The sequence below is a fragment of the Gordonia sp. L191 genome (assembly GCF_030077625.1).
GTDB classification, from domain to species: Bacteria; Actinomycetota; Actinomycetes; order Mycobacteriales; family Mycobacteriaceae; genus Gordonia; species Gordonia polyisoprenivorans_A.
The window spans coordinates 397,445-417,411 of the sequence record NZ_CP125996.1; the positions used below are offsets into that span (position 1 = coordinate 397,445).

Below are 19,967 nucleotides of genomic sequence, written 5' to 3' on the forward strand. Positions count from 1 at the left end.
AAAGTCGGTGATCTGCACCACCGCGCCCGGGGCGATTAGGGTCGGGAGCCATGAGCAATGTCAAGGACATCCCCGTGGCCGCACTCGACGGATCGGCGCTGTCGCTGTCCGACTTCACCGGACCTTTGCTGGTCGTCAACGTCGCCAGCAAATGCGGCCTCACGCCCCAGTACACCGGACTGGAAGAACTGGCCAAGACCTACGGAGAGCGCGGACTGACCGTCGTGGGTGTGCCGTGCAACCAGTTCATGGGCCAGGAACCGGGCAGCGCCGAGGAGATCGCGACCTTCTGTTCCACCAATTACGGCGTCACGTTCCCGCTGCTGGAGAAGACCGACGTCAACGGCGACGGACGGCATCCCCTCTACGCCGAGCTGACGAAACTCGCCGACACCGAGGGCGAGGCCGGTGACATCCAGTGGAACTTCGAGAAGTTTCTCGTCGGCGCCGACGGCGAGCCGGTCGCCCGCTTCCGTCCGCGCACCGAGCCGACCGCACCCGAGGTCGTCGCGGCGATCGAGGCGGCGCTGTAGCGCCGGCGCACCCAACGCGCTCCGCACGGGACCGCTCCGGCGAACCCGGTAAGGTAACCGGTGTTCAGCCAACCTCCGGACGTCCCTCGGACGGCCTGGAGATATTCGATAGGGAGCTATTGCCGATGGCACGAGTGGTGGTCGACGTGATGCCCAAGGCCGAGATCCTCGATCCCCAGGGTCAGGCGATCGTCGGCGCACTGGGCCGTCTGGGATTCTCCGGCATCGCCGATGTCCGCCAGGGCAAGCGTTTCGAACTCGAGGTCGACGACTCCGTCGACGACTCCACATTGGAGCGGATCGCCGAGGAGTTGTTGACCAATACGGTGATCGAGAACTTCAACGTCTCCCGGGTTGCCGAGTAGGCAGCGGAGACGACTGTGAGCAACGCACGCATCGGGGTCATCACCTTTCCCGGCACCCTCGACGACGTCGACGCCGCCCGCGCGGTCCGTCTCGCCGGAGCCGAGGCCGTCGAGTTGTGGCACGGCGATGCCGATCTCCAGGGCGTCGACGCCATCGTCGTGCCCGGCGGGTTCTCCTACGGCGATTATCTGCGCGCCGGAGCGATCGCCAAGTTCGCCCCCGTCATGGGTTCGGTCATCGAGGCCGCCGGCAAGGGTATGCCGGTTCTGGGCATCTGCAACGGTTTTCAGGTCCTGTGCGAGGCCGGCCTGCTGCCCGGCGCGCTGACCCGCAACGAGGGACTGCACTTCATCTGCCGCGACCAGTGGCTGCGTGTCGAGTCGACCACGACCGCCTGGACCACCCGGTTCGAGCGGGGCGCGGAGATCCTCATCCCCCTCAAGTCGGGGGAGGGCCGCTACGTCGCCCCGCAACGCAAACTCGAGGAACTCGAGGGCGAGGGACTGATCGCGTTCACCTATGCCGGCGGCAATCCCAACGGTTCGGCCCTCGACATCGCGGGCATCAGCAGCCCCGACGGCCGGATCGTCGGACTGATGCCCCACCCCGAACACGCCACCGAGGCGCTCACCGGTCCCAGTGACGACGGCCTCGGCCTGTTCTACTCGGCGATCGACGCCGTCCTGGCCAACGCGTGACGACACGGCGGTGACGACATGAGTGGGCCTCGCCTGACCACCTCGGCCACCGCGAAGGGGCTCGGTGCTTTCATCGACGCCTCGCCGTCTCCGTTCCACGTCTGTGCGACAGTGGCGGCGGAATTGGAGGAGGCCGGATTCCGGCGTCTGTTCGAGGAGCGCGAGTGGTCTCTGGACGCGCGTCGCTTCTACGTCATCCGTGGCGGTTCGATCATCGCGTGGGATCTCGGTGACGGCGATGCCTTCCGGATCGTCGGCGGCCACACCGACAGCCCGAATCTGCGTCTCAAGCAACGCCCGGATCGCGTCAGTGCCGGTATCCGCACGATCGCGCTCGAACCCTATGGCGGCGCCTGGCTGAACTCCTGGCTCGACCGCGATCTCGGGTTGTCCGGCCGACTCGCCTATCGGTCGGGCAACTCCGTCGAGCACGTGCTGGTGCATGTGACCGAGCCGGTGGTCCGCGTGCCGCAGTTGGCGATTCACCTCTCCGCCGACCGCAAGGGCGTCACCCTGGATCCGCAACGACACCTCGACGGGGTGTGGGGGATCGGTGCCGACGTACCCGACGTGCTGGACTGGGTGGCCGAATATGCCGGTATCACACCGGATTCGGTGCTCGGCTGGGAGTTGATGACCCACGACGTGGCACCGTCGCGCCTGATCGGAACCGACGAAAGCCTGCTCAGCGCACCGCGTCTGGACAACCAGGGCACGTGCTACGCTGGGCTGCGGGCGTTGCTCGACGGCTCGCCCGCGATCGCGACCCGGGTGCTCGCGCTGTTCGACCACGAGGAGGTCGGCAGCGGTTCCGAGCGCGGCGCGGCGTCGGACTTCCTGTCCACCGTCCTCGAACGAATCGTGTTGTCCCGCGGTGGAAGCCGGGCCGACTACCTGCAGGCGATGGCGTCGAGCATCTGTGTGTCGGGCGACATGGCCCACGCCACCCACCCGAACTATCCCGAGCGGCACGAGCCCACCCACCAGATCGCCATCGACGGCGGTCCGGTGCTCAAGGTGAACCAGAATCTGCGTTACGCCTCGGACGCGATCGGGGAGGCCGTCTTCGCGCTGGCCTGCGACACCGCGGGGGTTCCGATGCAGCGCTACATCCACCGCGCGGATCTGCCCTGCGGATCGACGATCGGGCCGATCACCGCCACGCGCGCCGGTCTGATGACCATCGACGTCGGCGCACCGCAGCTCGCGATGCACAGTGCCCGCGAGCTGATGGGTGCCGCCGACGTGCCGATGTATTCCGCTGCGCTACAGGCGTTCCTGAGTGCCGAAGCCTGAGCGCGGGAATCTGAGCCGGTCGCGTCAGACCGGTCGGAATCCCGCGCCGACGCCGCCCTGTGCATTGAGGTCGGCCAGGATCGCGGTCATCTTGGTGGCAACCAGCGGGCTGTAGATCGGGATGGCCGGATTCACGCAGCCGATCGCGCCCTTGATGGGGGTGCCGGGGATGCCGAGGATGAGGCCGCCGTTGAGCATGCCGACGACTCGATCACCCATGACGATCGGGCCACCGGAGTCGCCGTGGTTGGCGCAGACATAGCTCAGGCTGTCGGTGCTGCTGGTCTGCAGGACCGGCCCGCAGCTGAACCCGGTGGTGCGTCCGGCCTTGCAGACGTTGGCACCGGCGGGCGGGAACGCCCCGACGCTGCGGATGGTTGCGCCTCCCGCGGTGCGTACGGCGCTCACCCGGTTCGGGTCGAGGGCGATGACCGCGTAGTCGCCCGGTTCGCTCGTGCGCGCGAAACGACCGATCACACCCGCGGCGGGATTGCGCTCGAGGGAGACCTTTGATCCGACATGACCGCAGTGCCCGGCGGTCAGGCCGACGAGTCGTCCGGCGCGATCGTGCCCGACCGTGGTCATCGTGCAGGCGAATCGACCGTCGATCACGATGGCGCTGCCGCCGCCGACGGTGGCTCGCGGTGCTGCCTGCGCCGCATAGGCGGGCGCGAGTGCGAGCAGGAGCCCGACGAGCATGGTCAGGACGCGCAGGGTACGACGCAACGTGCTCTCCGATCGTGGTGACAACAGGTCCGGGAGAGTTCGCGATAGCGAATCCGCCCTCGGTGCTCCGCCACCCTATCCGGCGCGGACGCCCGGTCAAACAACCTCGGTAGAAGCGCCTCAGTAGCTGCGGGCGAAGCCGAGCACGTTGTCGACGTAGGCCATCGAGTTGTTGTAGCGCAGTACCGCGGCCGTCTGTCCGGCGATGTCGCGCAGGTTCAGCCCGCCGTCGCACAGGTAGCGCGCGGTGGTCAGCGCGGCGTCGTAGATGTTCTGCGGGTCGGCGATGCCGTCGCCGTTGCCGTCGGCGGCATATTTCTTCCACGTCTGCGGGATGAACTGCATCGGTCCGACCGCCCGGTCGTGGACCGGGTCGCCGTCGATGGCACCACCGTCGGTGTCGGTGATGACCTGGTTGCCGGCCAGCGAGCCGTCGAGGGTGGGCCCGTAGATCGGGGTCTTCAGGCGGCCGGACGGGTCGACGTCGCCGTTGTCGGCGTGGTGGGATTCGACCTTGCCGATTCCGGCGATGAGCTTCCAGTCGATCCCGCAGACCGGTTCGGTGCGTGCGATGGTGTCGGCGGCCTGCTTGTAGGCGCGGTAATTGATGGCCGGGACCTGGCCGTCGGTGACGCTCACCGGCATCGGTGGCGGCGGTGGTGTCGCGCGGACGGGGGCCACCGTCAGATCCCGGGCCGGACGGGTCGGCAGCGACGTCGGGGTGTTCGAGCGGGCCGGTGCCGGATGACTCGTCGTGGCCGGTTCGGGTGCGGCCGCGGTGGTCGGCGACGCGGCGGGAGCCGCGGTGACCTGGGCGTCGTCGGTGGCCGCAGCGGCGGCCGCGGCACAGACGCCGACCATCGGGATCAGCGCGGTGGCCAGCATCGGCTTACGGGAACGCGGCAGCAACGGTGAGCGCGTTTTGGAGTGTTTCCCCAACTTTCGGACCTCACTACAGACTCGGGTACATCGGCCACCCAACGCCGCGATGCGCGTCGACTGCGGTGGTCGTCGACCTCTGCGGGGCGGTGGGCCGCGGACGAGGCTACCGATTTCCGCGACCGAACCGTTATCTGGCCGTTACCGAAACCTGGGAGTCGGCTGAGCGTCGTCGGTGCCGTCGCAGGTCATGCGAGGACCAAAGTCCCGGATGTGACTCCGGCCATATGTCGTAAGCGGGGTCAGCGCGGCGCGAACACCCGGAGGCTGGTGCCCTCGACGGCGGCGAGGAATCCGTCGACATCCTTCACCTGGCCGTTCACGTCGACCGTCCACACGAAACCGCCGGCCGACGGGTCGACTGCGCTGATCCTGCTGTTGCTGGTGAGCACCAGGAGATTGCCGCTCGACCCGACGCAGGTGAGGTTGTCGAGGTTCGCATCGGGATCGTCGAAGCCCGGCGCGGGCAACGAGCCGAGGTGCTCGGCGTCGGCGAGGGAGTAGATCGACCGCGACCGGCTCTTCAACGCGAACGCCACCGCGGTACCGCACGGTCGGGTGTTCGCCTTGGACAGCTCCTCGTCGGAGATCTGCCACAGCGCTCCCGGCTTGGCCGGATCGACGACGACGTAGGTGCCCTGCATCGCCTCCATCTGCGCGGTCCCGGTCTGGGTCAGCACGGGCAGGGTGGACGGGCCGGGCAGCACCCGCATCCCGGCGACGTGTGCGATCCGCCGCGGATCGAGGACGCCGTGGGTCACGGCATAGGTCTCGAACATGCGGTGGTCGGGGTCGGTGTACTCGACGGTGATGCCGGTCGGGAATGCGGTGATCGTGCAGCCGGTGCAGTGGAAGCGATCGGCGCCGGTGCGCGGATCGACGATGAACCGGCCCGCGTCGCTGGTGGTGATCTGCAGCAGCCCATCCTCGAGCACCTCGGCACTCGCGGCGTGGGCGAAGGTGCGCGACCACAGTTCGTGGCCGTCCGGGGTGGCCATCGACACCCGGTAACCGGAGGCGGAGATGCGGACGAAATCCGATCCGGCGCCGAGTACCGATGCGGTGTCATCGAGGGCGGTCGGGCCGGACGGGGTGCCGTCGTCGTCGACGAGGTAAAAGCCCTGTGCGAGATCGCTACTGGCATTGACCGCGCAGCCGACCACGCCATCGTCGGTCATCCCGCAACTCCCGGTGCCCGCGCGCAGCGGGCGCTTCCACAGCAGATGTCCGTCGCCGCGATCGACCATCACGTAGGCGCGGCCGATTCCCGATGGGTAGCTCAGCAGCCAGCGGTCGGTGCCGGTGGCGACCACCTCGATCTGATCGCTGGAGGTGTAGTCGGGCAGGGTCTGACTCGACACCGTCCACGCCGGGGCGGGCTGGTCGGGGTAGGACCGCAACTGGCCGTAGGCGTAGCCGGTCGCCGGGCGATCGGGTGTGCCGATGGCCAGCACCGCACCCACGCACACCACCATCACCGCGGCGAGGACGACGACGACGGTGCCGATACCGAACGGAAGTCGACGTCCTCGCTTGCTCCCCACACGCATGGCGACAGTCAATCACCCATGGCCTGCGTGGGGGAGGCTGACATGCAGATCAGGCGGTCACGGCCGCCAGCCCGGTGCGCAGCACCTCGATGAGCGGGGTGGAGGGCCGGCCGGTGAGTGTCGCCAGGTCGGTCGAGTCGGAGTCGAGCGCGCCCCGGGCGACCCCGGCATCCGAGTCGGCGAGGATCGCAGCCATCGGTGCCGGGATACCGGCGTCGGTGAGCGCCGCCGCATAGTCGGCCTCGGGGATATCGGTGTAGCGCACCGGCTTTCCGCTGACCTCGGCGAGCGCCTCGGCGATCTGTGCGTAGGTGGGGTGCTCGTTGCCGGCGAGTTCGTAGACCTCGCCACCCGCGGCCTCGACGAGTGCGGCTGCCGCGGCAGCGGCGTAATCGCGACGCGACGCCGCCGCGATGGTCCCGTTGCCTGCGCTGCCGTACAGGACGCCGGTTTCGATGGCCTGCGGTGCCGCGGCCAGGTAGTTCTCCCAGTACCAGCCGTTGCGCAGCAGCACCGTGGGGATGCCGGACTCGGCGAGTGCGCGCTCGGTGGCGACGTGTTCGGTTGCCAGGGTCAGTGGGGAGGTGTCGGCACGCAGGATGCTGGTGTAGGCGATGAGGGAGACGCCGGCTTCCGCGGCGACCTCGATCACGTTGCGGTGCTGCGAGACTCGCTGCCCGACCTCGGAGCCGGAGACCAGCAGTACGCGGTCGACGCCGGTCAGGGCGACGCGTAACGCGGTCGGGTCGCCGTAGTCGGCGACCCGCACGTCGACACCTGCGGACCTCAGGGTGTCGGCCTTCTCCGGATTGCGGACGACGGCGACCACGTCGCCTGCCGCGACGCCCCGGTCGAGCAACGCCTCGACGGCGGCACTACCGAGTCCTCCGGTTGCTCCGGTAACGGCATAGGTGGTCATGGTTCCTCCTGGTGGTCAACTGGTCAGCGGGGTGCTTCCAGATCATGATGCACTTACTATTAGTGCAGTGCAACAACTGAACGCATGCATATGTGTGATGATTAGCACCGTCGCCACGATGCGCCTAGAATGGCGCCATGACCCCCGCCTCCCCCGGCTCCGCAGCCTCCGACCCGGACGCCGTCGATCCGACCCTGGAGGCCGATGTCTTCGCCCGCGATTGCAGTTCGCGTGACGTGTTGCAGAACGTGACCAGTCGGTGGGGTGTTCTCGCGCTCGCCGCGCTGGCCGAGGGGGACCTGCGGTTCAGTGCGTTACGACGCCGCGTCGACGGGGTCAGCGAGCGGATGCTCTCGCAGACGCTGCACAACCTCGAACGCGATGGCTTCGTCACACGTACTGTGCTGCAATCGATCCCGCCGAAGGTCGAGTACTCGCTGACCGACCTGGGTGCCGACGCCGCGACCCAATTGCGCGCCCTGATCCACCTCGTCCAGGGCAATCTCGAGGCGGTCGAGCGGGCACGCGAGGCCTACGACGCGACCCGTCAGAACAACTGACCGAGGTAGAACCGCGCGCCCTGGTCGTCGGTGCATCGTGCGACCGCGCCGTAGGCCTGCCGGTTGGGCTCCTCGAGTACGGTTCCGCCGGCGGCACGGACGCGTTCGACGGCTTCGTCGACATCGGCCACATTCCACATCGGTTCGGCCACTGATCGATCCGCGCCTCCGGCGATCCCGATCTGCGGATGCACCCCGTCGACCTCCCAGCCGTCGTCGATACGTCCGGGTGTGAACCGCCAATTCATCACGGCGCCATAGAAATCGCGGTACCGGGCCGAGTCCGGGGTGGCGATGGTGAGATACGACATCGCGCCGAGGGTGCGAGGGTGCTGTTCCCCGCGGGTCTCGCCGGGGTCGGGTACGTGGACCGAGAAGGCGACGCCCTGGTCGTCCACGGCGTCCATCACGAGATATCCGTCGCGCGCGACGGTGCTGATCGCGCCGACGCGACCACCGGCGGCGAGGATGGCCGCGCGGGCCCGATCGAAATCCTCCACGGCGTACACGCAGTAGAGGGTCCTGGCCGTTCCGTAGCCGTCACCGTCGAAGATCCCGAGCCGGTGGCCGATGTTGGTGACCTGCCGGGTTTCCGGATCGTACTCCCAGCCGAGAACCGCGCCGTAGAAGCGGGCGGCCCGCTCACGGTCGGGTGTCTGCAGCGACAGGTAGACGATGTCGCCGACCCGGACGGGTTCGACGTCCGCCGCAATCCGCGCCGGGCCGGTCAGCATCCACCGGTGTCCGAACGGATCGATGATGGTCGCCGAGCGGGTGCCGTGGGCATCGTAGGGTTCGCGGGTCACCGCGGCGCCGCCGCGCTGAGCGCGGATCAGTGCCTCGTCGGTGTCGGCGACGGGCAGCATGAGGCTCACCGAGACGTGCCCGGGTTGCGGAGCGCGCAGACCCAGGTCGGCGAACTCGTCGGCGAGGTAGAGCACGCCGTCGCCGATCTCGAGTTCGGCGTGCCCGATGCGGTTGTCGTCCATGACGATCGGCTCGCCGCGCAGGCGCGCGCCGAGGTTCTCGCGGTACCAGTCAATGGCCTCCTGTGCACCGCGGACCGTGAGATACGGCAGGGCGCCGGGGCGCTCGACGGGAGACGCGGCGGGTGCCGAGATGGCCGCTTCGCTCTCGGTAATGGCGTTGTTGGACATGAGAATTCCCTTCGGAAGGGTGACGCCGCGTTCGAGTCGGTCACGGAGACGGGCGGCGAAGGCGGGATCGGGTGCAACCGGCGCGGCCCACCCGGGGGTGTCCGAGGCGCGCAACACGGCGAACGGGTCGCCGATGGACGGGTGTGGGGCCGAATCGAATTCGGCGTCGTCGTGGTTCATGCGCGTCCTCCTTTCCGGGTGGATCGGGCCGGTTGGCCGGGGTAGGCCGCGCGGAAGGCGCGCTTGGCCCGGGTCAACAGCGCCTCGGTCGCACCGACGGTGCGGCCCATGATCTCGGCGCATTCGGCGACCGGGAGGTCGTCGACGTAGCGCAGCGTGAGCACCGATCGGTGGATCGGCGTGAGCTGCGCCAGCGTGTGGTGGGCGATCATCCGGTCCAGATGGACCTCGGCGAGATCCTCGCCCGGCGGATCGGGCACGTCCGGCACGGGCTCGGGCGTCCGTTGCGCCCGTCGCCAGTGGTCGGCGAGCTTGTGCCGGGCGACCCCGATCAGCCAGGGCACCGTCGGGATCAGGTCGGCGTCGCGACGAACCGAATCCATCGCGGCGAGAAAGGTCTCCGATGTGACGTCCTCGGCGACCCGTCGGTCCGAGCACCGTCGCACGACGAACCCGTACACCGCGGGTAGGGCCGTGTCGTAGACCTCGAGGAGGGCCGCGGGGCCGGTGTGTTCGCCACTCACACCCTCATCGTCGTCGCCCGGGGCGCAAACCCGACGCCGGTTGGGCAGAAAAAATGTGTCGCCGGCCGTGCCCGTACGGCACGACCGGCGACACTCGCGCCCGCCGATCAGGCCGGCGGGAAGAGCCCCAGACGAATCACCCTGCCGCCCAACTGGAATGCCGTGACGTAGGTCGGCCCGCCACCCGCGCAGCAGAACGGGTCGTCGGCGCGCAGCCAGCGATACTTCACGGTGACGTGGTCACGCGTCCAGCCGGCGATGGAGGTGTACGAGTACGGCTTGGGATCAACGGTGCCGAGGAACCGCCCATTGTGGAAGAGCAGGACCCGCGACTGGTAGGTGGCATCGCCGATCCCGTTGCCGGTGACCAGCATCCAGTCCAGGTTGCAGCCCCGGGTAAGCGGATTGGTACTCGCGCTGCGGGGCGCCCAGCTCCCGCCGTTGACGTCGCGGCCGATCTTGGTGAGTGAGTCGCGGGCGAGGGCCGAGTTGAGGTCGAAACACAACCCGTGGCCGCTGCCGGGCGGGGCGGCCGCGGCATCACCGGCCCCGAGGGCGGTGGCCGAGAGGGAGCCGGCGAGCACGCCGGCCACCGCGAGGCACAGGACGAGCAGTCGCCGGAGCCCGGTCGGTGGTCGGGTGGACGGAGAGCGTCGAGCAGAGGTCATGATGTGGCCTTCCTGGTGGTGGTGTCAGGTCCCGACCTCGGGAGCGATGTCCCGTAGGGACCTGTTCGCGCGTTTCGCCGGTCTCGTTAGCCAGGCGTAGCTGTTGTCATTCGGGTGCGATACCTGCTCCGGCGGTGACGGGCCGCACGTGGCGATGGCGCGTAGCGTGCTCGCCGTGCTCCACGTCCTTCCGTTGGCGGCGCCCGACGGCTTCGCGCCGCACTCGACGTACGAGACCGTGTGGACCTACCAGGGGTCGGAGACCGTGCTGACCAACGCACTGTTCTTCGGCGGATACGCCTCGATGATTGCCGTCATGATCGCTGCGACTGTGATCAACCGACGTATCACCAAGCGCCACGGGGTCAAATCCGAGCGTGTCACATGATCGCTGCGACTGTGATCAACCGACGTATCACCAAGCGCCACGGGGTCAAATCCGAGCGTGTCACATGATCGCTGCGACTGTGATCAACCGACGTATCACCAAGCGCCACGGGGTCAAATCCGAGCGTGTCACCCGGATCGCCCGGTGGCTTGTCGTCGTCCTGTTCGTGGTGACCACGGTCCCACGGTCGCGTCGCTCCTGACGCATGGGACGGGGCATCAGGATCAGAAGGTGGAAGCCGCCATCCTCGAACAGCGGTGGGGCCTGCAGATCGTGGATGTGACCCAGTTGCCGGGCCGTCATCTCGCGCAAAACGTTCCGTTGTCCGTCCGATTCGGCGACAACACCGTCCAGTGTTGGCTTGCGACGTACGGGAAGCACACCGGTGACAAGCAGTGGTACACGAATCTGGTGGACAGGCGCGGAGCCGGCCGGCCATTGATCAAGTTCCAGATGTGGTGCCCGTCCGCCGGCGACATCACGGCTTTGCCGTTCGGGGCGTAGCCCGATCCCCGGCGTCGTTCGCTCTCGGCGTAGCGCGGCGGCGCGCATCGCGGAACATGCTGATGTGCAGGGCGGTTGTACCGCGCAGACCCCCGTCGACGTGTGCATGACGTTGACTTCTGGTGGGCGTTAACTGCAGGTGCACACCGCACGACCTCTAGAGTGGAAGCAAGCTGGTCGTCGTGTACCCCGACACCATCGCAGTTGTCGCCTCGCATCGGTCGCCGCCCGCGGTTTCCGATCACCGGGACAACCACGACGGCCGGGGCGAAAGCGAAATGAGGGAGAACAATGTTCGAACGGTTCACCGACCGCGCTCGGCGGGTTGTCGTGCTCGCCCAAGAAGAGGCGCGGATGCTCAACCACAACTACATCGGCACCGAGCACATCCTGCTCGGCCTGATCCACGAGGGCGAAGGCGTCGCCGCCAAGGCCCTCGAATCGCTCGGCATCTCCCTGGAAGGTGTCCGCAGTCAGGTCGAGGAGATCATCGGTCAGGGCCAGCAGGCGCCGTCGGGGCACATCCCGTTCACCCCGCGCGCCAAGAAGGTCCTCGAGCTCTCGCTGCGTGAGGCGCTGCAGCTCGGCCACAACTACATCGGCACCGAGCACATCCTGCTCGGCCTCATCCGCGAGGGTGAGGGCGTCGCCGCACAGGTGCTCGTCAAGCTGGGCGCCGACCTCAACCGGGTGCGTCAGCAGGTCATCCAGCTGCTGTCGGGTTACCAGGGCAAGGAGCCGCAGGAGGCCGGCACGGGTGGTCGGTCCAGCGAGTCCGGCACCCCGTCGACGTCGCTGGTCCTCGACCAGTTCGGCAGAAACCTGACCGCCGCGGCCGCCGAGGGCAAACTCGACCCCGTCATCGGCCGCGAGAAAGAAATCGAGCGGGTCATGCAGGTGCTGTCCCGCCGCACCAAGAACAACCCGGTGCTGATCGGCGAGCCCGGCGTCGGCAAGACCGCCGTCGTCGAGGGCCTCGCGCAGGCGATCGTCAACGGCAAGGTGCCCGAGACGCTCAAGGACAAGCAGCTCTACACCCTCGACCTCGGGTCGCTGGTGGCGGGCAGCCGCTACCGCGGTGACTTCGAGGAACGCCTCAAGAAGGTGCTCAAGGAGATCAACACCCGCGGCGACATCATCCTGTTCATCGACGAGCTGCACACGCTCGTCGGTGCCGGTGCCGCCGAGGGCGCGATCGACGCGGCCAGCATCCTCAAGCCGAAGCTGGCCCGCGGCGAGCTGCAGACCATCGGTGCCACCACCCTCGACGAGTACCGCAAGTACATCGAGAAGGACGCCGCCCTCGAGCGCCGGTTCCAGCCGGTGCAGGTCGGCGAGCCGTCGGTGGAACACACCATCGAGATCCTCAAGGGTCTGCGTGACCGCTACGAGAGCCACCACCGCGTGTCCATCACCGACGGTGCGCTCGTCGCCGCGGCCACCCTGGCCGACCGTTACATCAACGACCGGTTCCTGCCGGACAAGGCGATCGACCTCATCGATGAGGCCGGTGCGCGGATGCGCATCCGCCGGATGACCGCGCCGCCGGACCTGCGTGAGTTCGACGAGCGCATCGCCGACGCCCGCAAGGAGAAGGAAAGCGCGATCGACGCGCAGGACTTCGAGAAGGCCGCCGGCCTGCGGGACAAGGAGAAGCAACTCGTCGCCGAGCGTGCCGAGCGTGAAAAGCAATGGCGCAGTGGTGATCTGGACGTCGTGGCCGAGGTCGACGACGAGCAGATCGCCGAGGTGCTGGGCAACTGGACCGGTATCCCGGTGTTCAAGCTCACCGAGGAGGAGACCACGCGTCTGCTCCGCATGGAGGACGAGCTGCACAAGCGGATCATCGGCCAGGAGGACGCCGTCAAGGCCGTCTCCAAGGCGATTCGTCGTACCCGCGCGGGTCTGAAGGACCCCAAGCGCCCGTCCGGCTCGTTCATCTTCGCCGGCCCGTCCGGTGTCGGTAAGACCGAGCTGTCCAAGGCGCTCGCGAACTTCCTGTTCGGCGAGGACGACGCCCTGATCCAGATCGACATGGGCGAGTTCCACGACCGCTTCACCGCGTCGCGCCTGTTCGGTGCCCCTCCCGGCTACGTCGGCTACGAAGAGGGCGGCCAGCTCACCGAGAAGGTGCGCCGCAAGCCGTTCTCGGTGGTGCTGTTCGACGAGATCGAGAAGGCTCACTCGGAGATCTACAACACCCTGTTGCAGGTTCTCGAAGACGGTCGACTCACCGATGGTCAGGGCCGCACGGTCGACTTCAAGAACACGGTGCTGATCTTCACCTCGAACCTCGGTACCTCCGACATCTCGAAGGCCGTGGGACTGGGCTTCAGCAAGGGTGACGACTCGAAGTCGAACTACGAGCGGATGAAGCTCAAGGTCAACGACGAGCTGAAGAAGCACTTCCGCCCGGAGTTCCTGAACCGTATCGACGACGTCATCGTCTTCCACCAGCTGACGAAGGACGAGATCATCCAGATGGTCGATCTGATGATCAATCGCGTCGAGACGCAGCTCAAGAACAAAGACATGGCGATCGAGCTCACCGATCGGGCCAAGTCGTTGCTGGCCAAGCGCGGCTTCGACCCGGTGCTCGGCGCCCGGCCGCTGCGTCGGACGATCCAGCGCGAGATCGAGGATCAGTTGAGCGAGAAGATCCTGTTCAACGAGCTGACCCCGGGACAGATCGTGCTGGTCGACGTCGACAACTGGGACGGCGAAGGCGAGGGCGAGGACGCCAAGTTCACCTTCACCGGCTCGGAGAAGCCGCGTGAGCTGCCCGACGCCCCGGTCGAGCTGAGCAAGGCAGGTGACGCCGGCAGCGAGAGCTGATCGGCCCGCCCGCGAACACCCACGACGCCCGTCGACTCCTTCTCTGGAGCGGCGGGCGTCGTGCGTCGGCATCACCCGCCGACGGCTGTCGGCGCCGGGGGCCGACCCCGAAGTGTGGGCATCATGAGGACACCGCCACAATGGTGATCGGCGCAACATCATGTGCGCCGTCATATATCACCGAGTGGAGGCGTCACACCGTGAGCACCGAACCAGCAACGCAGGGTCTGGCCGATGCGGCCCCCGAACCGGTCATCACGGTCACCCGGCACGACGAGATCGCCGTCATCACCCTGAACCGCCCGGACCGGCTCAACGCGTTCACCTTCGAGATGGGTGAGCAGATCCAGGCGGCCTTCGACGAGACCGACGCCGACGACTCGGTGCGCGCGGTGGTCATCACCGGCGCCGGCCGGGCGTTCTGCGCCGGCGCCGACCTTGCCGGTGGCGCAACCACTTTCGAGCTCGAGGAGAAGGAGTCCGGTGAGGTGCCGCCGGATTCCGGAGGCCGGCTGACGTTGCGGATCTTCGCCTCGCTCAAGCCCGTGGTGATGGCGATCAACGGCCCGTCCGCAGGCGTTGGCGTCACCATGACCCTGCCCGCCGACGCCCGCATCGCCTCGGAGAACGCCCGCTTCGGGTTCGTGTTCACCAAGCGCGGACTGGTGCCCGAGGCGGCGTCCACCTGGTTCCTGCCGCGCCTGGTCGGGCTGCCGACCGCGCTGCGCTGGACGTTGGGGGCGCAGATGGTCGGCGCCGCAGAGGCGCTCGAGGCCGGTCTGGTGCAGCAGGTCGTCGCTCCCGATGAGGTCCTCGACGCGGCGATCGCCGCCGCCCGGGAGATGACGTCGGGCACCGCGCCGGTATCGGTCGCGCTGACCCGGCAGTTGCTCTGGCGCATGGCCGGGGCGCCGAGCCCGCTCGACGCCCATCACGCGGACTCCGCGGCGATCTACGCGCGGGGTCGGATGCCCGACGTCGCCGAGGGGGTGACGTCGTTTCTGGAGAAGCGTGATCCGACCTTCACCGATTCGGTGGCGACCGATCTGCCGGAGATCTTCTCCTGAAATCGCCCGAATGCGGCTTTTTCGCAGGCCACGTGGGCAATTCAACACGGGGCGTTGACGCTTCCCGTCATCGTGGTGTGTGAAACTGTACGACGATGTCTCGAGCACTTTTCGGCCGTGTCGCCACGGCCGTCGCCGCGCTGGTCACCGCCGCCGTCGTCGTACTCCCCGGGAGTGCGAGCGTGCCGTCGGCCGCTGAGTCGACCCCTGTCCAGACCGCCGCTCAGCGCCAGCCCGAGACCGCCGTCTCCTCTGCCGCCGCGCCGCAGAAGTATGTGGCGTTGGGCAGTTCCTACGCCGCAGGCCCGGGCGGACTGGACTCGATCGGCAACCGGTGCCTGCGCACCATGGACAACTATCCGCATCAGGTTGCCCAGGCACTGAACATGAGCCTGGTCGACGCGACGTGCTCGGGGGCGACGACCGAGAACATCCTGGACCGTCCCCAGCGCTTCGTGAAGCAACCCCAGATCGACGCCGTCACCCCCGGCACGGCGTTGGTGACCATCACGACCGGCGGCAACGACATCGGGTACGTGCAGCGACTGATCGCCATGGGCTGCAAGAACTCCGTCGCCGACCCGGTGAAGAACGTCGCCGAGCGGGTGTGCGGGCACGGCCGCCCGATCTCCGCCGAACCCGGATTCGAACGGTATGCCGCGGTCGAGCAGAAGATGATCGAGACGGTGTTCGCCGTCCGGATGCGCGCCCCCGCGGCGCGGATCGTCCTCGTCGACTATCCGCCGGTGGTGGTCGCAGGCGGCCCGGTCTGCCCCAAGCTCGCGCTCACCCCGGAGGAGATCGACTCGACCATCCGGGTCTACGACGCGCTCGCCCAGGTGACCGCCGAGGCTGCGCAGATCTCGGGCGCCGAGCTCGTCACCACCGGCCCGATCGGGGCCGAGCACACCGTGTGCTCGCCCGACCCGTGGCTGCGTGGATTCGAGCTACCGGTGCCCTATCATCCGAACGCCTCGGGCAAGGCCGGTGTCGCCCGGCTGATCGTCGACGCACTGCGACGGTGATGTGCGCTGCCGCGCCGGGTCGGTGATGTGCGCTGCCGCACGGGTCGGTGATGTGCGCTGCCGCGCCGGGTGATCACACCGCTTCTTCGACGTACTCCGCGTCGCGGTGACGGATCTGGTGCCAGTAGACGATCGCCATCGAGAACACCAGGAAGGCGCCGGTCGCGGCGATCAGGTTGCCCGCCCACCAGCCGAAGCCGAGACGGACGATCAGGCCGACGACGATGGCGGCGAGCCCGACGAGCGCGGACCGTCCGGCGTTCTGGGAACGCCAGTCGATGCGGTTGCGTCCGGTGGTGATGAGGCTGATCGGGCTGCGGCGCAACGTTTCCACGACAAACACGGTGAGTACGACGGTCGCGAGATACGCCAGGATGACGCGCGGCAGGGCATGGATGCGTTCGTCGGCGATCTGTGGCAGCAGGGCATAGATCGCGAGGACGTGTGCGAGATAGATGGCGAAGGAGCGATCGGCGGCGGTCTTCATGAACCGGTCGGGAATCGAGCCGGGGTGGCGGCGTTCCTGCCACAGCGTGCCGAGTCCGTACAGGATCACGATGATCGCGATGAATGCCCACATGTTGTGGAGCATGAAGACGTTGGTCGCCCGGAACAGGTCCTCGCCGCGGTCGACCACGTACAGGTAGTAGAGCCAGGTCGCGATGATCACCACGACGCCGACACCGATGAGCTGCCAGCGCCACCGCTTGAAGAAGGCCTGGAAGGCCTCGTAGTGCAGGGCCGACACGCAGCCCGCGAGGATGAAGAACTGGTACGGGAAGATCGTCACCACCAGGTGACTCCAGATCTCGCCCTGGATGCCCCAGGTGAAGAACGAGATGGGTGAGCGCACCATCGCGTACATCATCACCATCTGGAAGATGAAGCTCACCGCGAGTAGGTAGCGGTGAAAACCCCAGGTGCGCCGGAGAATCCACAGCATCAGCGGGAACACCAGATAGATCTGCATGCTCACCGACAGGAAGTACAGGTGGTAGGCGGCGTTTCCGGTGATGAGGTCGTAGATGATCGATTTCACCGAGCGCTCGGCGGCGTCGAGACTGTTCCAGGCGTTGGTGATCGCGTCGACGCCACCGAAGTGATAGCGGACGTAGAACCAGTAGAACAGGCTCCACACGAGAAACGGCAGGCCGATCAGCTTGTAACGCCGCTTCCAGAACGGAATCGCCTTGAGTTCACGGTTGCGGTATTGATAGCCGAGGACGAAGCCGGTCAGGGCGAAGAAGCCGTAGCGGGTGTAGCGGAGAAACACCTCGACGGCGCCCGCGGCCACACTGGTCGGGGCGGTGACGCTGAGCATCACGTGGTCGAGGATCACCGCACCGAAGGTCACCAGTCGGACGAAGTCGATCTGGTAGAGGTGCTTGTCGCGTTTCGCGGGCTTGGCGGCCGGTTCGGCGCCGGAGTCGGCCGGTGTGACGTCGCCTGCGACGGGGTCGGGGACGGTCACCGGATCGGTATCCGGACGTTTCGCGGACGCCGGGGTACCGGTCGATGGCTGTTCGGTAACGATCGGAAGACCTCCGTCCAATTCTTCGCACGTCGCAGAGGGTGAGGCTACTCCCTGTTGCTGAAAGTTCAGAAGTCGGCCCGTGACGCCATCGGCCGGGTTGGCGCCGCCGTCTCGGGGGTGCAGCCGATGCCGCGTGGTGGCCGTTTTCGCGTGCTTGGATGTCATGGTGGCACCAAAACCGCAGGAAGACGGGGACCTCGATGCGGGTGTTTCCTCCGCGGATGGTGTCGCGGAGCCGGCGCCGACACCCGCCTCCGCGGACGTGACATATCCCACTACCGGCGGCGGACGCAGTCGACTGCGGTCGGTCGGGACCGCGCTGCTGACCGTGGTGTCGGTGGTGCTGGTGTTGTTGACGCTGCTCGCGGGCTATGTGCGGTCCGAACTCCTCGACACCGACGGTTACGTGGCCATGGTGGCACCACTGGCGTCGGACCCGGCGATCCGGGCCGAGCTCACCGATGCTCTCATGACGGTGATCGACGATCACGTCGACATCGCGGCACTGAGCGCCGATGCGCTCTCGGCGTTGACGCCCGGCACCGGTTCGCGGGCGGCGCAGGCGCTCTCACCGGTGATCGCGGCGCAACTCGAGTCCTACCTGCACGACACGGTCGAGCGCTTCGTCTCCTCGTCGGCGTTTGCCACCGCCTGGACGACCGCCAATCGCGCCGCGCACACCACGCTCGATCAGCTTCTCGCCGGCGACACCGGGATCGTCGCGATCGATCTGGCCCCGATGGTTGCCCGGATCCGACAGCGATTGATCGACGACGGATTCACCGCCGCCGAGCAGATCCCGGCGATTCATCATCAGGTCGTCCTGTGGCAGTCCGACGCACTGCGCCGCGCTCAGCACGCGGTGTCCGCACTCGACTCCGCGGCGCGGGTCCTGCCCTGGCTGACCGCGCTGGCGATCATCGCGACGATCGGTGTGGCCGCTCCGACCCGCCGGTGGCGAGCGGTGTTGGGGTTGGGGCTGGGCGTCACCACGGTGATGCTGCTGCTGGCCGTTGCACTGGTGGTGGCCCGCGGCCGGTATCTCGACGCCGTCCCCGCCGACGTCATCACGCCGGACGCGGCCCGCGCGGTGTTCGACGCCGTCGCGGCACCGCTGCGTTCGCGGATCTGGGTGGTCGCCGTCGTCGGTGCCGTGCCCGCGGTGCTTGCCTTCGTCGCCGAGCGTCGCGGGTGGCCGTCAGGTCGTCGACTCCATCCGCGGTAGGTGCGGTGCGCGGCGGCGATGGATGGCCAGGCCGATGGCTGCGGCGACGAAACACGAGGCGGCGCCGACGGCGAGCCCGGCGCGCGGGCCGGATGCCTCGCTGATCCACCCGATCAGCGGTCCGCCGATCGGCGTCGACCCCATGAACGCCACCGACCACAACGACATCACCCGGCCACGCATCTGCGGGTCCGAATTCAGTTGCAGGGTCGCGTTTCCGGTCGACATGAACGACACGCTGAGCCAGCCGACGAAGAACAGGGCGACGATCGCCATCCACAGGCGCGGGACCGCGGCGGTCACCGCGATGGTGATGCCGAACCCGATGGCGGCCAGGATTAGCGTGCGCAAGCCGGTGGTGCCGCGGGCGGCCACCAGCAGACCGCCGACGACCGCGCCCACGCCCATCGCCGCCGTCATGAAGCCGAAGGCCTGAGGGCCACCGTGGAAGGCGTCCTTGGCCGCCGCGGGCAGCGACACCTGGAACTCGTAGGCCAGCGTGCCGACCAATCCCATCATCGTCAGCGGAACCCACAGCACGGGGCGTCCGGCGACGTAGCGGAGTCCTTCGCGCAGTTGGCCTTTGCCGCGTTTGACCGGTGTCTCCTCGGCGATCTCGGCGGTCCGCATCATTAGCAGTGACACCACCACCGCGACGAAACTGGCCGCGTTGATCGCGAAACACCAGCCCGCGCCGACGGCGGCGAGGACCAGCCCGGCCACGGCCGGGCCGACCGCCCGCGCGGCATTGACCATCACCGAGTTCAGGGTGACCGCATTGCGGATCCGGGATTCGCCGACGACCTGGTGGATGAACGCCTGCCGGGAGGGGTTCTCGAACGCGTTGTTGAGTCCGAGCAGCACGGCGAGGACCCCGACCTGCCACACCTGTACCCAGCCGCCGAAGGTGAGGATCGCCAGTGCCGCCGCCAGCAGCCCCATCACCGACTGCAGGATGATCATCAGCTTGCGACGATCCACGCGATCGGCGATCACCCCGGCGTAGGGGCCGAGAACCAGGATCGGTACCGCCTGCAGGGCGACGATCACGCCGAGCACGGTCGACGAATTGCTGAGGGTCAGGACCAGCCAGGCCTGGGCGGTGGCCTGCATCCAGGTACCGACCAGCGAGAGCGCCTGCCCGCCGTAGTACAGGCGATAGTTGTGGATGTGCAGCGAGGCGAACATGCCCTCGCGCTCCTGCGCCGTGTCACCCACAGTCATTTCATCCACTGTAGAACCCGCCACTGACCGCTTCCTGGGAGGTCATCCG

Annotated in this window: 21 protein-coding genes; 12 read left to right on the top strand and 9 right to left on the bottom strand. The window is 67.8% G+C overall.

The annotated features are described in order from the left end of the window. Positions 1–50: 50 nt before the first annotated feature. The 4 genes from QNM97_RS01880 to QNM97_RS01895 all read left to right on the top strand — a co-directional run bounded on the left by QNM97_RS01880 (position 51) and on the right by QNM97_RS01895 (position 2,893). The gene (locus tag QNM97_RS01880) at positions 51–533 is read left to right on the top strand and encodes a glutathione peroxidase (protein ID WP_283821352.1); all 483 of its coding nucleotides are present in this window, start codon (positions 51–53) and stop codon (positions 531–533) included. A 125-nt stretch (positions 534–658) separates the two neighbouring features. Next, positions 659–898 carry a phosphoribosylformylglycinamidine synthase subunit PurS gene (gene purS / locus QNM97_RS01885; protein WP_014361454.1) on the top strand — a complete coding sequence of 80 codons (240 nt, stop codon included), beginning with the start codon at positions 659–661 and terminating at the stop codon, positions 896–898. Between the two features lie 15 nt (positions 899–913). Beyond that, on the top strand, positions 914–1,597 hold the full coding sequence (gene purQ / locus QNM97_RS01890) for a phosphoribosylformylglycinamidine synthase subunit PurQ (protein WP_208792635.1): 684 nt from the start codon (positions 914–916) through the stop codon (positions 1,595–1,597). Between the two features lie 18 nt (positions 1,598–1,615). After that, positions 1,616–2,893: a M18 family aminopeptidase gene (locus tag QNM97_RS01895; protein WP_283821353.1), complete on the top strand. Its 1,278-nt coding sequence runs from the start codon at positions 1,616–1,618 to the stop codon at positions 2,891–2,893. A 24-nt stretch (positions 2,894–2,917) separates the two neighbouring features. On the opposite strand, the gene QNM97_RS01900 is transcribed toward QNM97_RS01895, so the two are convergent. The 4 genes from QNM97_RS01900 to QNM97_RS01915 form a co-directional block, all read right to left on the bottom strand. Further along, entirely contained in the window at positions 2,918–3,619 is a 702-nt protein-coding gene (locus QNM97_RS01900; protein WP_283821354.1) for a S1 family peptidase, read from the bottom strand. A 120-nt stretch (positions 3,620–3,739) separates the two neighbouring features. Further along, complete coding sequence (locus QNM97_RS01905) at positions 3,740–4,558, bottom strand: lytic transglycosylase domain-containing protein (protein ID WP_283821355.1); 819 nt, start codon at positions 4,556–4,558, stop codon at positions 3,740–3,742. 242 nt (positions 4,559–4,800) lie between these two features. Next, complete coding sequence (locus QNM97_RS01910) at positions 4,801–6,108, bottom strand: hypothetical protein (RefSeq protein ID WP_283821356.1); 1,308 nt, start codon at positions 6,106–6,108, stop codon at positions 4,801–4,803. 49 nt (positions 6,109–6,157) lie between these two features. Beyond that, positions 6,158–7,027: an SDR family oxidoreductase gene (locus QNM97_RS01915; RefSeq protein ID WP_283821357.1), complete on the bottom strand. Its 870-nt coding sequence runs from the start codon at positions 7,025–7,027 to the stop codon at positions 6,158–6,160. Positions 7,028–7,164: 137 nt separating this feature from the next. On the opposite strand from QNM97_RS01915, the gene QNM97_RS01920 reads away from it, so the two are divergent. Continuing rightward, a complete protein-coding gene (locus QNM97_RS01920; RefSeq protein WP_283821358.1) occupies positions 7,165–7,587 on the top strand; it encodes a winged helix-turn-helix transcriptional regulator in 423 nt (140 codons plus the stop codon). Here QNM97_RS01920 and QNM97_RS01925 read toward each other — a convergent pair. From QNM97_RS01925 to QNM97_RS01935, 3 genes are all read right to left on the bottom strand, one after another. Then, positions 7,575–8,924, bottom strand: a complete 1,350-nt coding sequence (locus QNM97_RS01925) for a VOC family protein (protein WP_283821359.1) — start codon at positions 8,922–8,924, stop codon at positions 7,575–7,577. The two genes, QNM97_RS01920 and QNM97_RS01925, sit on opposite strands and share 13 nt — an antisense overlap. Further along, entirely contained in the window at positions 8,921–9,448 is a 528-nt protein-coding gene (locus QNM97_RS01930) for an RNA polymerase sigma factor (protein WP_283821360.1), read from the bottom strand. Before QNM97_RS01930 ends, QNM97_RS01925 begins: the two co-directional genes overlap by 4 nt. A gap of 107 nt (positions 9,449–9,555) precedes the next feature. Continuing rightward, a complete protein-coding gene (locus tag QNM97_RS01935) occupies positions 9,556–10,116 on the bottom strand; it encodes an LppP/LprE family lipoprotein (RefSeq protein ID WP_283821361.1) in 561 nt (186 codons plus the stop codon). Between the two features lie 148 nt (positions 10,117–10,264). Between QNM97_RS01935 and QNM97_RS01940 the strand changes: the two genes are divergently transcribed. The 6 genes from QNM97_RS01940 to QNM97_RS01965 all read left to right on the top strand — a co-directional run bounded on the left by QNM97_RS01940 (position 10,265) and on the right by QNM97_RS01965 (position 15,935). Further along, entirely contained in the window at positions 10,265–10,504 is a 240-nt protein-coding gene (locus tag QNM97_RS01940; protein ID WP_283821362.1) for a hypothetical protein, read from the top strand. Positions 10,505–10,568: 64 nt separating this feature from the next. Next, positions 10,569–10,706, top strand: a complete 138-nt coding sequence (locus QNM97_RS01945) for a hypothetical protein (protein ID WP_283821363.1) — start codon at positions 10,569–10,571, stop codon at positions 10,704–10,706. 29 nt (positions 10,707–10,735) lie between these two features. Then, positions 10,736–11,008 carry a hypothetical protein gene (locus QNM97_RS01950; RefSeq protein WP_283821364.1) on the top strand — a complete coding sequence of 91 codons (273 nt, stop codon included), beginning with the start codon at positions 10,736–10,738 and terminating at the stop codon, positions 11,006–11,008. Positions 11,009–11,299: 291 nt separating this feature from the next. Further along, complete coding sequence (locus QNM97_RS01955) at positions 11,300–13,843, top strand: ATP-dependent Clp protease ATP-binding subunit (protein WP_208792624.1); 2,544 nt, start codon at positions 11,300–11,302, stop codon at positions 13,841–13,843. Positions 13,844–14,043: 200 nt separating this feature from the next. Next, positions 14,044–14,910, top strand: coding sequence for an enoyl-CoA hydratase-related protein (locus tag QNM97_RS01960; protein WP_283821365.1), 867 nt, complete (start codon positions 14,044–14,046; stop codon positions 14,908–14,910). Between the two features lie 95 nt (positions 14,911–15,005). After that, positions 15,006–15,935 carry an SGNH/GDSL hydrolase family protein gene (locus tag QNM97_RS01965; RefSeq protein WP_208792622.1) on the top strand — a complete coding sequence of 310 codons (930 nt, stop codon included), beginning with the start codon at positions 15,006–15,008 and terminating at the stop codon, positions 15,933–15,935. A 73-nt stretch (positions 15,936–16,008) separates the two neighbouring features. On the opposite strand, the gene QNM97_RS01970 is transcribed toward QNM97_RS01965, so the two are convergent. After that, complete coding sequence (locus QNM97_RS01970; protein ID WP_283821366.1) at positions 16,009–17,406, bottom strand: acyltransferase; 1,398 nt, start codon at positions 17,404–17,406, stop codon at positions 16,009–16,011. Positions 17,407–17,731: 325 nt separating this feature from the next. Here QNM97_RS01970 and QNM97_RS01975 point away from each other — a divergent pair, with 325 nt between their 5' ends. After that, the gene (locus QNM97_RS01975) at positions 17,732–18,694 is read left to right on the top strand and encodes a hypothetical protein (RefSeq protein WP_283821367.1); all 963 of its coding nucleotides are present in this window, start codon (positions 17,732–17,734) and stop codon (positions 18,692–18,694) included. On the opposite strand, the gene QNM97_RS01980 is transcribed toward QNM97_RS01975, so the two are convergent. Further along, on the bottom strand, positions 18,668–19,918 hold the full coding sequence (locus tag QNM97_RS01980) for an MFS transporter (protein ID WP_283821368.1): 1,251 nt from the start codon (positions 19,916–19,918) through the stop codon (positions 18,668–18,670). The two genes, QNM97_RS01975 and QNM97_RS01980, sit on opposite strands and share 27 nt — an antisense overlap. Between the last annotated feature and the right edge of the window lie 49 nt (positions 19,919–19,967).